Genomic DNA, 12982 nt, shown 5'->3' on the forward strand with positions numbered 1-12982 from the left:
CTTTTCATAAAGCTATTATGAAGTTTCCAGACAAAAATGCTGTTATCTCGATCATTTTGTTGAGATTGGTAAAGGCATTGCTACCAATAAGCCGCTTTATGCATTCAAGCTTTTAAGACAGCAGTTAACCATCAACCCCCTCTCTACCGCTTCAGCTATTCAAGATTAGGAGGTTCTCATATGCGGATTGCTCAAATCGCACCTCTCTGGCAGCCGATTGCTGCTCAGGGCACCAGTGAGATTGAAAAAGCCATAGGTTTACTAACTGATGAACTGGTGCGGCGAGGTCACCAGGTAACGCTCTTTGCTTCGATAGAGTCTCAGACCCTAGCTCACCTGGAAGCCATCGTGCCACAAGCCCTTTGCCAAGGGGCAACAGCAAGTGTCGCTGAGGCGGAGGCTATCCAGCGCGATCGCCTCCGCCATTTGGCCTCTCAGTTTGATTTAATTCATTGCCATAACTGGGTGCCGCCTTTTGCGCTGACCGAATCTTTGGGCGTGCCTACTCTCTATACGCTACATCGCCCCCTGACGCCGGAACTTGTCGAGCTTTGCCGTCGCTACCGCCACCACAATTTTGTCAGCGTCAGCGATGCTCAGCGGCGAGCGGCTCCAGACCTCAACTATATCCGCACCATTCACAACGGCATTGATTTAGAGTGCTATCCCTTTAAGGCTGCAGCTGAGGCAATTGAATCAGAACAGTCAGATGAGTTCTCTGAACCTGACACAGCGATCGCCTCTAGTCAGCCATATCTTGCCTTTTGGGGCCGTTTCTCGCCAGAGTCAGGCGTTGAGCAGGCGATCGCGATCGCGCAGCAGGCTGGCCTGCTGCTCAAGCTGGCCGGAAAAATTGACCCCGCAGATCGCAATTTCTTTGAACAAGCCATCTCACCCCGGTTGGATGGGTATGCTGTAGAGTACCTGGGTGAAGTGGACCCTGTTAGTAAGATCACCCTTTTGAGTGAGGCTGTAGCTGTCTTGTTTCCGATAACTTGGGAGCAGCCTTTTGGACTGAGCGTGATTGAGTCAATGGCCATGGGGACACCCGTAGTTGCGATGAATCGAGGTTTTGTCTCGGAAGTAATTGTCTCTGGCAAAACAGGGTTCATTTGCAACAGTTTTGATGAGATGGCTGAAGCACTATTAGCAATAGACAGCCTGAATCGTCGGAACTGCCGGGAGTTGGTCGCGCGCCACTTTAGCACAGGCCAGATGGTAGATAAATACGAAGCTGCTTACAGCAAGGTTTTAGAAAAACAGCGACTAACCCTAAGCTATGCAACTGTTTCAGCAGTTCCTCATTTAAAGAAAATCAGTTTAACTTAAGTTATGGAGATCAGGTGTATGAATAAGCGAACCTGTCCCTGTTGTGGAAATGTTTTGCTGCGCCACATGCGTAATAGCGGGCTGTACTGGGTTTGTACAGACTGCTGGCAAGAGATGCCAGTAATCCAGGAGGAAGAAGCGGAGACCAACTTAGAAGATGTGACTGCTTTAGAAGAAGCTTTTCGCGCTCCGGCCCAACTGCGCGAGGATTCAGCCGAGGGATCGCTGCAGTCCCTTTAGGGAAAGGCTACTCTTTCCGCTAAATTCTCAAACTCTCTCAAACAACAGACCTAGAGGATCTAAATTAAATTTAGATCCTCTTTTTTTTATTAAGTCAGTGAACCTAAACAAGGCTTGGTTTGGCTACTGCAGACGCTGACAGAGAGCTGACATTGACAAAAGCGATCGCTGTTGGTTCTGCTGATTGAACCTAGCAGCGGCGGCAAAGCCTGATTGCAGGGCTGCTGCGATTCCTGAGCTAGCCCACCCATCCCCACAGCTCAATAGTTGAGGCGTCTGGACCAATTGCAAAACAGGTTCAGAACTGCCGCGATCAACGAAGGCATAGCGCCAGCGCTGTACCTGTAGCCAATCGGGTTGGCTTAGCCAGGGCCATAGTAACTTCGCGGCGGCGGCTTGCAATAGCGTCTGTCCTACCTGGGTGAGATCTGTTGTTTCTAAATGTGCCTGAGCAAACGCAGCCCCGCTCTGTGCCACGACGAGAGGACGGTCTGCCCCAGACCGCTTGCTGCTTTCTAAGCCTAGCCATAGCAGCTCAGAGTCGCTGTCGCCGACAAAGTCAATCTGCCAGCCCGCCGGAAAGAGAGACTGAGACCGATCTGATTGGCTCGCCGGGTAGCCAGCCATGACGCTGAAGCAGGGGTGATAGGTGATGTGACTGAGGCTGGCAATCCCCTGCTGATCTAATACCTCTGGCGGGAGCGATTTGAGCAAATCTAGAGCCTGGGGCGCAGGGATTGCCAAGATGACTGTGTGAGCTGAGAAAGAGGCGATCGCGTCTCCGGCTTGGGCCTGGATTTGCCAGCCAGCGGCAATCGGCGAAAGCGAGACGGCTCGGCATTGACGGTGAATGGTCAGACCCGTAGCCAAGAATTTAGCCACGGCGGTAATGCCTTGGGGAGCCACGTAGTGAGTTTGGTCAGGGCTGACCGTCAGTTGCTGATTTTGCCAGATATAGGACTGTGCCTGCCACGGCTGCAAAAGGTCAAGCTCTGTGAGCGTGGCGATGAGCGATCGCAGTAAATCCGTTTGGGGCTGTAGCGATCGCGCTCCGTGATCGGCCTGGGTCTGGTGCAGACGGCGGCTTGCTAGGCGACCACCCAAACCGCGCGACTTTTCCACAATGCCCACCTGATAACCGGCCTGGGCCAGTCGCTGAGCGCAGCTTAAGCCAGCCAGCCCGGCTCCAATTACGGCAATTTCCCATGTCGTCACTTTCTCTAATTGTCCTCTCGGCTGAATCTTAAAGACCTGTGTAAAATAGGGGGCAGAATACTTCACGGATAAGGGTACCAGGACGTGAACGAGCTACGATCTGCCCTAGACCTCGCCACTGACGAAGAACTGCAAAGCTTAAGCGATATTCTTTTTCAGCCCAAGTTTAATCCGCTAGATTATTTTTTGGCCGATCCGATGGCGGTCCAATCTGCCGATCGCCAAGCCTGGATTGCTCGCATAGAGTCCCGCTTTCGCTACTTAGCGGCAGACGGACTGACTGTTTTGCAACGCCGAAGCAATCGCCTCAGCTATCGGCAGATTTTAGTCCAAATTTGTCGATATCTAAAAATTTCTTTTGCCCCCACCCTCTCCACGCCCGATTTAGAAGCTGAGCTGTTTCTAGCACTTTTAGAAAAAACATGGCAAAAGCTGCCCCCGCGCCAGCAGCAAATATTGCGCGGTGAAACCCATCAAGCCCTGCACCAAACGCCCCAGTTTCAGCAGCTGCCTCATGCTTTGCAGCAAGATCCGCTCAGCCTCCTCATTACAGGCAGCAGCGCCGTAGCCGTCAATTCCGTTCTGCGGCCTTGGCTCCTGCGACAGATTGCCCAGCAGTTCACGCTGCATTTCACCCGCTATCAGCTCGCCAAACAAGCCCTGCTGAAGGGAGGGACTGCAGCGGCCAACCGAGCCGCGCTACAGCTTGCCTCACGCGGCATGGCGCTCAATGCGGCTCGCTACGGAGCTGCTAGAAGCCTGCTGGCTTGTTTAGGCCCGGCGCTGTGGATTTCTTTTTTTGCTGATTTAGGCTGGCGAGCGATCGCGACTAACTACGGTCGCATTATTCCGGTAGTTTTCACGCTGGCTCAGATTCGACTGACTCGAGCCGAACTGGCTGCTGCTGTCTGAACGCTTGCGATTATATGTCAGAGCCTGATCGGCCAACGTCTAACTTCTATGACTTATTGGGGCTGAAGCCAAGCGCTTCGGTGCAGGAGATTCGCCGTACCTACCGAGATTTAAGTAAGCTTTACCATCCTGATACAACCGATTTACCGCCCACAATCGCCAAAGCCAAATTTCAGGAACTCAACGAAGCCTATGCTACTTTAAGTAGCCCCGAACGCCGTTTGGCATACGACTACAAAATTGGCTACTCCCGACTGCGGGTCATGCAGGCACCTGCCGATCTCAATCGTCCTGTCTCACGCGATCGCCCCTATAGGGCTACCAGTGCTTACCTAGATCCCACCGATCGGCCCCTATCAGCAGGCGAAATTTTCGCTCTATTTATCTTGGGGCTAACGTTTGTCGCCTGCCTAATTTTAGTGTTGACGATTGGCCTAACTCAGGGTGAACTGGCCTTTGGCCCCTTAGTTCCGGCTGATCTGGCCGTTCAGGTAGAAATATCTCAGCCTGATCAGCCAGACAAACGTACCTTTAAGTTAGTTCGACCTACTGAGGGAAATATTCCAGCACCCCCCTCAGAAAGACTGGTCGAAACAGAGACTGAGTAAGCCTAAATCGGCCCTCTCGATGGATGTCAGCTGGAGTGGCTTTCCCGTAAATTTTGTAATCTACAATCTACAGATGTCGTCCGTACCTGCGCAATGACCTTACCTTCTGCCGAAACCCCGCTCTATAATCATCCTCTGCCTGACATTGAGCAGTGGCTTTTGTCCAAGGGCTGTCAGCAAGATGCTTCAGAACTCCACTGCTGGCGCTTATATCGGGCTGAGTGGGAAGCCGATCTAGCCCTTGATATTGACTCGATTGTGGTGCGCTATCTCAAGGCTGGGCCTGATGGCCAAGACCTACAGCGCGTCTTTAAATACTCTCTAAGTCGCAAAGATCTAGAAGAGGCGATTTTTAGCGGCCCCTAAGAAAGCGGCTAGCTGACCTTGGGCCTGGCCTATTGGGCGATCGCGCTAGAGGATCTGGCCTCAGACTTTGCCAAACCGCCGCTCTCTTTGCTGATAGGACGCGATCGCCCGGTGAAATTCAGCCACGTCGAAGTCTGGCCACAGCGTATCGGTAACATAGAGTTCAGCGTAGGCCAACTGCCATAGTAGAAAGTTGCTGATGCGCATTTCGCCGCTGGTGCGGATGAGCAGGTCTGGATCTTGTGCGCCGGCCGTGTAAAGATGGCGGCTGAACAGGGCTTCGTCGATTTCATCGGGCTGCAGCAGCCCCTTTTGAACCTGAGCCGCCAAACTGCGGGCTGCCTGCACAATTTCCTGACGACCACCGTAATTGGTGGCAATGGTAAAGCGAATGCCCGCATTACTGCGAGTTAGCTGCATAGCGCGATAGATTTCATCTTGCAAAGACTGAGGCAGCGCCTTCAAGTTGCCGACAAAATGAATACAGACATCTTCCGCCATCATTTCTTTAAGTTCCTGCCGCAGCACGCGCTCAAACAGGGTCATCAAAAACTCCACCTCTTCTAGGGGCCGACCCCAGTTTTCGGTTGAGAAGGCATAGGCAGTTAGTGCTCCAATGCCCCAATCACGACTACAGCGGAGCAGCTTTTTAAGCGTATCGACACCGCGCCGATGGCCCATAATCCGAGGTAGCCCCCGCTTTTTAGCCCAGCGACCATTGCCATCCATGATGACGGCGACGTGGCTAGGTAAGCGATCGCGGTGTAGCTCTTGTGGGAGCGGATACTGGATAGTTTGCTCAGCGGTCATTTTTTCCCCCAAGGAGCCGACGTGGAAGGCGGAAAAGGCGTTTTACAAAAGCATGGCCCTGACTTCTGAGGCGGCGACCCAAACTCCGTAGCTGAGGGGCTACCGGCTCGTGGTCAACAGACTGAGAAAAACGTCGGCGTAACATATCTCTGAGTTTACTGCTGGTCAGAGGCCGATTCAGAATACCCCCTTCTGCTAGCGAAATCGAGCCGGTTTCCTCCGAAACCACGACACAAATACAGTTTTCAACTCGCTCGGTAATGCCCATCGCGGCTCGGTGGCGGGTGCCCAGTTGACGAGACGCCGAGCGCTCAGAAATGGGCAAAATTACCCCTGCTGATACTACGCGCGAGGCTCGAATTAGGATGGCACCATCATGCAGAGGCGTTGTGGTCTGAAAGATAGTCTGCAACAGTTCCTTTGAAACCTCAGCGTTTAGCTTAACGCCCGGAACCGAAAAATCACTCTCGTCAATTGGGCGATTTGTTTCCAGGATCATGATGGCTCCTGTGCGATTCTGGGAGAGGTCCTTAACCGCATCAACAATTTCATCAATAACGCTATCAGGTTTCGGCAGCGCATCTGTAGAAGGTCTAAAGAGCTGCAAAATCTCGCCGCGGCCAATTTGCTCTAGCAGACGGCGAAATTCTGCCTGCAGGATAAACGCCATTGCTACTGCCGAACCAATCACCAGCTTATCTAAGACAAACCCTAGCAGCGTCAAGTGTAAATACTTACTTAGGGCGGCTGCCAGCATCAGAATAATGAGCCCTCGCACCATCCAAAGCGTTCGCCGCTCTCCAATAATGACGAGCACCATGTAGGTCAAAATCAGTACTAGGCCAATATCTAGAATCGGAAGCAGCAAGATTAAACCCTACTGAGGTGTACTGGCTATGGCTCTAGAGTACAAGTCAGTCCAACCAGTTATGAAGGAGCTGTTTTCAGACTTCTAGAAACCGATTTTTCCGGTAGTAATTCTGTGGGGATATCAAGAACCTAGATTCTGGGCCAAGGCTCAGCAAAAGACAACAGGCTATTTGAGCGAAGCTGGCAGCAGCTTCATAGACAAGCGTGTCCCTTTCTTCCTAGAGAAAGGTTATGTCTGGCTTAGAGATTCAGGCAGACAGTCTTGCCGAATTAGATCCTGATAGGTTTCACGCTGCAGAATTAGCTGTGCCTCTCCTTGCTTGACCAGCACGGCTGCCGGGCGGGGCACTCGGTTGTAGTTGGAAGCCATGCTGTAATTGTAGGCACCTGTGTCGGGAATGACGATCACATCGCCGGTTTCTAGCGGCGGCAGCTCGGCCTGGTTGATAACGATGTCGCCTGATTCGCAATGCTTACCTGCGATCGCAGCTGTTTGGCTGAGGGGCGCTGACATCTTATTGGCTGCGATCGCCCGGTAGACAGACTGATAGGTAATCGGCCGAGGATTATCTGACATGCCGCCATCGACAGAGACGTAATTGCGAATGCCGGGAACCTGTTTTTGGCTGCCTACCGTATAGGCGGTAACGCAGGCGGAACCAATCAGCGATCGCCCTGGTTCGCAAATGAGCCGAGGCAGCGGAAGCTGCTGGGCTTTGCAGGCTGCTATGACGCCTTCACACAGGGTTTTCACCCAAGCTTCGATGCTCGGTGGGTCATCAGCTTCGGTATAGCAGATACCCAAACCACCGCCCAAATCCAGTTCTTGCAGCGATAGCCCATACTCAGCCGCTTTGGCAAACCACTGCATCATGACGCCGGTCAAATCGCTGTGAGGCTGTAGCTCAAAGATTTGAGAACCGATATGGGCATGAAGGCCAATGCAGTTTAGCGCTGAATGCTGACTGACAAAAGCAAAGACTTTTGTGACCTGATCGGGATCAAAGCCAAACTTACTGTCCAAGTGGCCGGTGCGAATATACTCGTGGGTGTGGCATTCAATCCCAGGGGTCAGTCGCAGCAGAATAGAAACTTGGCGATCGCCGCCCGATAGCAAATCCGCTAGGATCTCCAGCTCCAGCCAGTTATCAACTACAATTCGGCAGCCAGTGGTGATCGCGAACTTGAGTTCCGCCACAGATTTATTATTGCCATGAAAATAGATTTGCTCAGGGCTGACGCCTGCCTGCAGCGCCGTATAAAGTTCACCGCCTGAGACCACATCAATGCCCAGTCCTTCACTAGCGACAATGGCGCAAATCGCCAAGCAGCTCCAGGCTTTAGAAGCGTAGATGGCTAGCGCTTCACCGGGATAGTGCTGGCTGAGCGCCTGATGATACTGGCGGCAGGCCGTTCTCAACGTTTCATCGTCCAGAATGTAGAGCGGAGAGCCAAACCGCTGCACCAGCTCCACCACATCACATCCCCCCACGATTAAGTGATCGCGTTCGTCTACCTGAGCCGTGAGCGGCAAGATGAATTGATTAGGTGAAAAATTCTGGTCGGTAATTTGGGGTAAGTATTGACAGCTAGAGCGATCAACATGGGTTAGGGGAGGGGATACCATCGTGCAGTCTCGTATTTGCTAATTGTTCTTCGCCAGAGGCTTGATAGGGCTAGATTTATCGCCTGCAGGGGCGCTCACTTTGCCAAAACTCTAGTGTACAATTTTGGCCTGTGCCCCTCAGCAGAAATTTCATATTCCTGTGAGACTGCTGCAGCTTGATTCCCTAACTGAGACGGATTTACCCCAGGTACTTGAGCTAGATCAGCGGTGCTTTGGCGGATTTTGGACTTTGGCTGGCTATCGCCGGGAGTTGGCCAGTAGCAACAGCGAATTTGTGATTTTGCGCCTGCCGGAAGCCGTCATAGCCCCCACGCCGTCGCCTAATTTGATCGGTATCGGCTGCTTTTGGCGGATTTTAGAAGAAGCTCACATTACCCTTTTGGGCATTGATCCGGCTTATCAACAGCAAAGCCTAGGCGCTCTGCTGTTAGGGGCTTTGTTACAGCAGGCCCGGCAGCAGGAAATGGAGCGGGCCACCTTAGAAGTACGGGCTAGTAACCAAGCAGCCCAACACCTTTACTGGAAGTTTGGCTTTCAGGCAGTGGGACGGCGACGACACTATTATCCTGACGGCGAGGATGGCTTGATTCTGTGGCGCAACGGTCTCAATCAGCCGGACTTTGCCAGTATCTTACAGCAGCAGCAGCAGGCGACTGGCGATCGCCTGCTGGCAAAAGGCTGGCAGTTACAAAATAAAACTGAGAAATAGCCCTAAAATCGGCATATGGGGGTAGTTTTTTCTGCTAAGAATTAGACAGTTTGTAGTCATTAATATTCTGATTTGATTTCTTTATTAAAGAAGAGATAAATAATCTTTAAAGCAAGGCTTTTGTTTGGCAATCAAGGCGGCGACAAAAAAGGTTAAAGAAATCTCAATACGGCTGCTTTCAGTCAGCCGACAAAATCTATCCCGATCGCGTGAGGCTGCTTGATCCCACTCGCACATGACTGAGCTAATCCGCATTTATGCTTAGCCTATAGAAGTTAACTGACCGTAGTAGAGAAATCCCCCCCTAATTGCGGTTCGCTTCAGCACAGTCTCCGGATTTTCCTGTGCTAGAATCAGCGTAACCAGCACGCAGCAGGTGATGGATAACCGCCATGTTTGAACGCTTTACAGAAAAAGCAATTAAAGTCATCATGCTGGCCCAGGAGGAGGCCCGCCGTCTGGGTCACAACTTCGTGGGCACAGAGCAGATTCTATTAGGACTCATTGGAGAAGGGACCGGCGTCGCCGCCAAAGTGCTGAAATCGATGGGTGTCAATCTTAAAGACGCTCGGATTGAAGTAGAAAAGATTATCGGACGGGGTTCTGGCTTTGTTGCCGTCGAGATCCCGTTTACGCCTAGAGCCAAGCGAGTTTTAGAGCTTTCTTTAGAGGAGGCTCGTCAGCTCGGCCACAACTATATCGGGACTGAGCACCTTTTACTGGGCCTGATCCGAGAAGGTGAAGGAGTAGCCGCTAGGGTCTTAGAAAATCTAGGTGTCGATCTGTCTAAGGTCCGCACTCAGGTGATTCGGATGCTGGGTGAAACCGCCGAAGTCTCTACTGGGGCCGGTCAGGGGCGCACTAAGACGCCAACGCTGGATGAATTTGGCTCAAATCTGACGCAGATGGCTGCCGAAGGTAAGCTCGATCCTGTTGTGGGTCGTCAAAAGGAAATTGAGCGCGTCATCCAGATTTTAGGCCGACGCACCAAGAACAACCCGGTACTCATTGGTGAACCTGGCGTGGGTAAAACCGCGATCGCGGAAGGATTGGCCCAGCGCATTTCCAACGGCGATGTGCCGGACATCTTGGAAGAGAAGCGAGTTGTCACCTTAGATATTGGCCTGCTAGTGGCAGGTACCAAGTATCGAGGTGAGTTTGAGGAACGCCTGAAGAAGATCATGGACGAGATCCGCTCCGCCGGAAACGTCGTTCTGGTAATTGATGAGGTGCATACGCTGATTGGGGCCGGAGCTGCAGAGGGCGCTATTGACGCGGCCAACATCCTCAAGCCCGCCTTAGCTCGTGGTGAACTGCAGTGTATTGGCGCCACTACGCTGGATGAATATCGCAAACACATTGAGCGAGACGCTGCTCTAGAGCGCCGTTTCCAGCCGGTGATGGTGGGCGAACCCAGCGTTGAAGAGACGATTGAGATTCTGCACGGTCTGCGCGATCGCTATGAGCAGCACCACAAGCTGAAGATCCTAGATGAGGCGCTAGACGCAGCAGCCAAGCTCTCGGATCGCTATATCTCCGATCGCTATTTGCCCGACAAGGCAATTGACCTAATTGACGAGGCCGGATCGCGCGTTCGCCTGATCAACTCTCAACTGCCCCCGGCAGCCAAGGAACTCGATCGAGAACTGCGTCAGGTCCTCAAAGATAAAGACAACTCAGTGCGCTCTCAAGATTTCGATCGGGCGGGTGAACTGCGCGATCGCGAGATGGAGATCAAAGCTGAGATTCGGGCGATCGCTCAGTCTAAGAAGAACGAAGAAGCCGAAGGCAATGACGAAACGTCTCCGATGGTGGGCGAAGAAGACATTGCTCATATCGTGGCTTCTTGGACAGGGGTACCAGTCAATAAGCTGACCGAGTCTGAGTCCGAAAAGCTGTTGCATATGGAAGATACGCTGCACCAGCGCTTAGTCGGGCAGGATGAAGCGGTGAAGGCCATATCCCGCGCTATTCGCCGTGCCCGTGTGGGCTTGAAAAACCCCAACCGCCCGATTGCCAGCTTTGTTTTCTCTGGCCCTACGGGTGTGGGTAAAACCGAGCTTGCTAAGTCTCTGGCAGCCTACTTCTTTGGCTCTGAAGACGCCATGATTCGGCTTGATATGTCCGAATTTATGGAGCGCCATACGGTTTCTAAGCTGATTGGTTCGCCGCCAGGATATGTGGGCTACAACGAAGGCGGTCAGCTCACTGAAGCAGTGCGTCGTCGTCCATACACGGTGGTTCTCTTCGACGAGATTGAGAAAGCTCACCCAGACGTCTTCAATATGCTTCTGCAGATTTTAGAAGACGGTCGCCTCACAGATGCCAAAGGTCGCACGGTGGACTTCAAGAACACCCTGCTGATTATGACCTCTAATATTGGCTCGAAGGTGATTGAGAAGGGTGGCGGCGGTCTTGGCTTCGAGTTCGAGGAAGACCATGCCGAGTCCCAGTACAATCGCATCCGCTCTTTGGTCAATGAAGAGCTGAAGCAGTACTTCCGACCGGAATTCCTCAACCGCTTGGATGAGATCATTGTCTTCCGTCAGTTGACGAAGGACGAGGTCAAAGAGATTTCCACTATCTTGCTGAAGGAAGTCTTTGGTCGTCTCACTGAGCAGGGCATCACGCTTGAAGTGACTGAGAAGTTCAAAGATCGTTTGGTCGATGAAGGGTATAACCCTAGCTATGGAGCTAGACCTTTACGCCGCGCCATCATGCGTCTGCTGGAGGACAGCCTAGCGGAAGAAATTCTGTCAGGCCGCATTCAGGAAGGCGATACGGCTGTCGTCGATGTCGATGAGGACGGGAAGGTTCAGGTTCGCCTAGGCGAAAAACGCGAGCTGCTGCCTCAGGGCGCAGAATAGCTAATACCTGAATAAATTACCTGAATAAACTTGTGGGGGGTCGGTGTAAATCGGCCCCTTTATTTATGAGCGGGTATGTTAACTTTCGTAACTAGATGTCACGGATTCTTGCTTTACCTGGCGCTGCGACTTGATAATTAATAAAGAAATCATTAATCAGTTTTTGGGTCGAGGCGGTTTCAGGAACTCCTAGTTTTAGCTAAAACCGTCTATATCCAGCTTTGGAGCATTACGGTAATGGGTTTGATACAGAAAATTTTTGGTAGCATTGCAGCTTTTTTTGGCAGCCTGTTTGGTGTTTTAGGAAAAGTCTTTGGTCTTAAGAAATCGGGTTATTTCTTAGAGCTAGACGAGGATAACAGCGGTTCGGCGCCGCAGCCGCAAAAGTCGGCACCGCAGCCGCAAAAGCAGGCGGCGTCGCAGCCGCAATCTGCGTCTCAAAAACAGCCCAAGGCAGAGCCTACTCCTTTAGAAGCGAAGGGAGTAGAAGTTTTTCCCGCCAAGGCTGAAGTGGCCACTGAAGCGGCCCTGAAATCAGAGCAAACCGACGAGGTTTCACCTGAACAACTCGACAAGAAATCCAAGCAGTCAGCATCGACCTCACAGGATTTAGCCCCTGCAGGTGCGCTCCCGGTGGCAGCGGCAGAAGCTAAAGGAAATTCTTCTCATTCTTCTGCCCCAGAAAAAACTTTTGCGACCGACTATTTAGTCACCCCCGAAGTAAGCGGAGGTCGCCGTCGTCCCGGACCTAGCCTCTCACCCTTTAAGCAGATGGCTAAGACGGTCAAGGCCCCAGCTAGATAAGCTAGCAGACATAGAGTTCTTGGAAGCAGCCCCTTCGGGCTGCTTTTTTGCTCTTTGCCTGAGAGGTTGATTATCCCCGCGAGTGTTGCAGAGTTGGTAAATTCAGGTTGAAAATTGCCTTGTCACTTAGCTGAAAAGGTGAAAAAGTGACTACCAATTCCAAGTGTTTTGTACTGCCGACCTGGAACTGTTGTTGTGTAGATGCTGAAAATCAGATAGTTGTCTCGTTTCTTGGTTACAACATTGATAGCTTGCTTCAAGAACCCCCGTCCGAGCAAGTCAGCGCTCTTAACAAAAGATTTGCACAAATCTGCGGTCGGCATTGAAACGGTCATAACGCTAATACGCTGGTCTAATTCCTGACAACCCTGCTTAGACGACAAATGAATTCGCTCAGCCGTATAGCTGACGTAGTCTTCTTTGCTAGGATTTGTGAGCGCTAGAGTAGACAGTAGGAGACACAAGCCACCTGCGGCTGACACTTGAACCGATCGCTTTTTGGTTAACCTCAGCGAATTTTGAGCCAAGCGATTGCAGTCAAGAGATAAACGCATAGTTTTTAGGAGATAGATGAGCCTGTCATAACCTGGGATTCAGGCTAGAGGCTCCTATTTCCGCAAACTAT

Annotated in this window: 13 protein-coding genes; 8 read left to right on the plus strand and 5 right to left on the minus strand. The window is 51.9% G+C overall.

The window, feature by feature from the left end; genetic code table 11:
- The first annotated feature begins 180 nt into the window (after nt 1-180).
- Nucleotides 181-1329 (plus strand): glycosyltransferase family 4 protein, encoded by a 1149-nt coding sequence (locus QJQ48_RS17390; RefSeq protein WP_346292512.1) that lies wholly within the window; start codon nt 181-183, stop codon nt 1327-1329.
- An 18-nt stretch (nt 1330-1347) separates the two neighbouring features.
- Nucleotides 1348-1569: a hypothetical protein gene (locus tag QJQ48_RS17395; RefSeq protein WP_346292513.1), complete on the plus strand. Its 222-nt coding sequence runs from the start codon at nt 1348-1350 to the stop codon at nt 1567-1569.
- Nucleotides 1570-1692: 123 nt separating this feature from the next.
- On the opposite strand, the gene QJQ48_RS17400 is transcribed toward QJQ48_RS17395, so the two are convergent.
- The gene (locus QJQ48_RS17400; RefSeq protein WP_346292514.1) at nt 1693-2850 is read right to left on the minus strand and encodes an NAD(P)/FAD-dependent oxidoreductase; all 1158 of its coding nucleotides are present in this window, start codon (nt 2848-2850) and stop codon (nt 1693-1695) included.
- A gap of 18 nt (nt 2851-2868) precedes the next feature.
- On the opposite strand from QJQ48_RS17400, the gene QJQ48_RS17405 reads away from it, so the two are divergent.
- The 3 genes from QJQ48_RS17405 to QJQ48_RS17415 all read left to right on the plus strand — a co-directional run bounded on the left by QJQ48_RS17405 (nt 2869) and on the right by QJQ48_RS17415 (nt 4670).
- Nucleotides 2869-3696, plus strand: coding sequence for a YaaW family protein (locus QJQ48_RS17405; protein WP_346292515.1), 828 nt, complete (start codon nt 2869-2871; stop codon nt 3694-3696).
- Between the two features lie 14 nt (nt 3697-3710).
- On the plus strand, nt 3711-4304 hold the full coding sequence (locus QJQ48_RS17410; RefSeq protein ID WP_346292516.1) for a J domain-containing protein: 594 nt from the start codon (nt 3711-3713) through the stop codon (nt 4302-4304).
- A 93-nt stretch (nt 4305-4397) separates the two neighbouring features.
- A complete protein-coding gene (locus tag QJQ48_RS17415) occupies nt 4398-4670 on the plus strand; it encodes a DUF3143 domain-containing protein (protein WP_346292517.1) in 273 nt (90 codons plus the stop codon).
- A gap of 60 nt (nt 4671-4730) precedes the next feature.
- On the opposite strand, the gene uppS is transcribed toward QJQ48_RS17415, so the two are convergent.
- The 3 genes from uppS to lysA form a co-directional block, all read right to left on the minus strand.
- On the minus strand, nt 4731-5480 hold the full coding sequence (uppS, locus tag QJQ48_RS17420) for an undecaprenyl pyrophosphate synthase (protein WP_346292518.1): 750 nt from the start codon (nt 5478-5480) through the stop codon (nt 4731-4733).
- Entirely contained in the window at nt 5470-6348 is an 879-nt protein-coding gene (cdaA, locus tag QJQ48_RS17425) for a diadenylate cyclase CdaA (protein WP_346292519.1), read from the minus strand. The genes uppS and cdaA overlap by 11 nt, the downstream gene beginning before the upstream one ends.
- Nucleotides 6349-6579: 231 nt before the next feature.
- Nucleotides 6580-7977, minus strand: a complete 1398-nt coding sequence (lysA, locus tag QJQ48_RS17430; RefSeq protein WP_346292520.1) for a diaminopimelate decarboxylase — start codon at nt 7975-7977, stop codon at nt 6580-6582.
- Between the two features lie 139 nt (nt 7978-8116).
- Between lysA and rimI the strand changes: the two genes are divergently transcribed.
- The 3 genes from rimI to QJQ48_RS17445 all read left to right on the plus strand — a co-directional run bounded on the left by rimI (nt 8117) and on the right by QJQ48_RS17445 (nt 12357).
- On the plus strand, nt 8117-8686 hold the full coding sequence (gene rimI / locus QJQ48_RS17435; RefSeq protein WP_346292521.1) for a ribosomal protein S18-alanine N-acetyltransferase: 570 nt from the start codon (nt 8117-8119) through the stop codon (nt 8684-8686).
- 392 nt (nt 8687-9078) lie between these two features.
- Entirely contained in the window at nt 9079-11553 is a 2475-nt protein-coding gene (locus QJQ48_RS17440) for an ATP-dependent Clp protease ATP-binding subunit (protein ID WP_346292522.1), read from the plus strand.
- Nucleotides 11554-11790: 237 nt separating this feature from the next.
- Nucleotides 11791-12357, plus strand: a complete 567-nt coding sequence (locus QJQ48_RS17445) for a hypothetical protein (RefSeq protein WP_346292523.1) — start codon at nt 11791-11793, stop codon at nt 12355-12357.
- Nucleotides 12358-12479: 122 nt separating this feature from the next.
- On the opposite strand, the gene QJQ48_RS28385 is transcribed toward QJQ48_RS17445, so the two are convergent.
- Nucleotides 12480-12911: a DUF4359 domain-containing protein gene (locus QJQ48_RS28385; protein ID WP_428843062.1), complete on the minus strand. Its 432-nt coding sequence runs from the start codon at nt 12909-12911 to the stop codon at nt 12480-12482.
- Between the last annotated feature and the right edge of the window lie 71 nt (nt 12912-12982).

Source organism: Sphaerothrix gracilis Ecp01 (assembly GCF_030405905.1).
Lineage (GTDB): Bacteria > Cyanobacteriota > Cyanobacteriia > Phormidesmidales > Phormidesmidaceae > Sphaerothrix > Sphaerothrix gracilis.

Excerpts from the sequence above, each read along its gene's own strand:
- lysA (WP_346292520.1), bottom strand. The coding sequence starts at position 7,977 with ATGGTATCCCCTCCCCTAACCCATGTTGATCGCTCTAGCTGTCAATAC.
- QJQ48_RS17410 (WP_346292516.1), top strand. The coding sequence starts at position 3,711 with ATGTCAGAGCCTGATCGGCCAACGTCTAACTTCTATGACTTATTGGGG.
- QJQ48_RS28385 (WP_428843062.1), bottom strand. The coding sequence starts at position 12,911 with ATGCGTTTATCTCTTGACTGCAATCGCTTGGCTCAAAATTCGCTGAGG.
- QJQ48_RS17440 (WP_346292522.1), top strand. The coding sequence starts at position 9,079 with ATGTTTGAACGCTTTACAGAAAAAGCAATTAAAGTCATCATGCTGGCC.
- QJQ48_RS17415 (WP_346292517.1), top strand. The coding sequence starts at position 4,398 with ATGACCTTACCTTCTGCCGAAACCCCGCTCTATAATCATCCTCTGCCT.
- QJQ48_RS17390 (WP_346292512.1), top strand. The coding sequence starts at position 181 with ATGCGGATTGCTCAAATCGCACCTCTCTGGCAGCCGATTGCTGCTCAG.
- QJQ48_RS17395 (WP_346292513.1), top strand. The coding sequence starts at position 1,348 with ATGAATAAGCGAACCTGTCCCTGTTGTGGAAATGTTTTGCTGCGCCAC.
- uppS (WP_346292518.1), bottom strand. The coding sequence starts at position 5,480 with ATGACCGCTGAGCAAACTATCCAGTATCCGCTCCCACAAGAGCTACAC.
- QJQ48_RS17445 (WP_346292523.1), top strand. The coding sequence starts at position 11,791 with ATGGGTTTGATACAGAAAATTTTTGGTAGCATTGCAGCTTTTTTTGGC.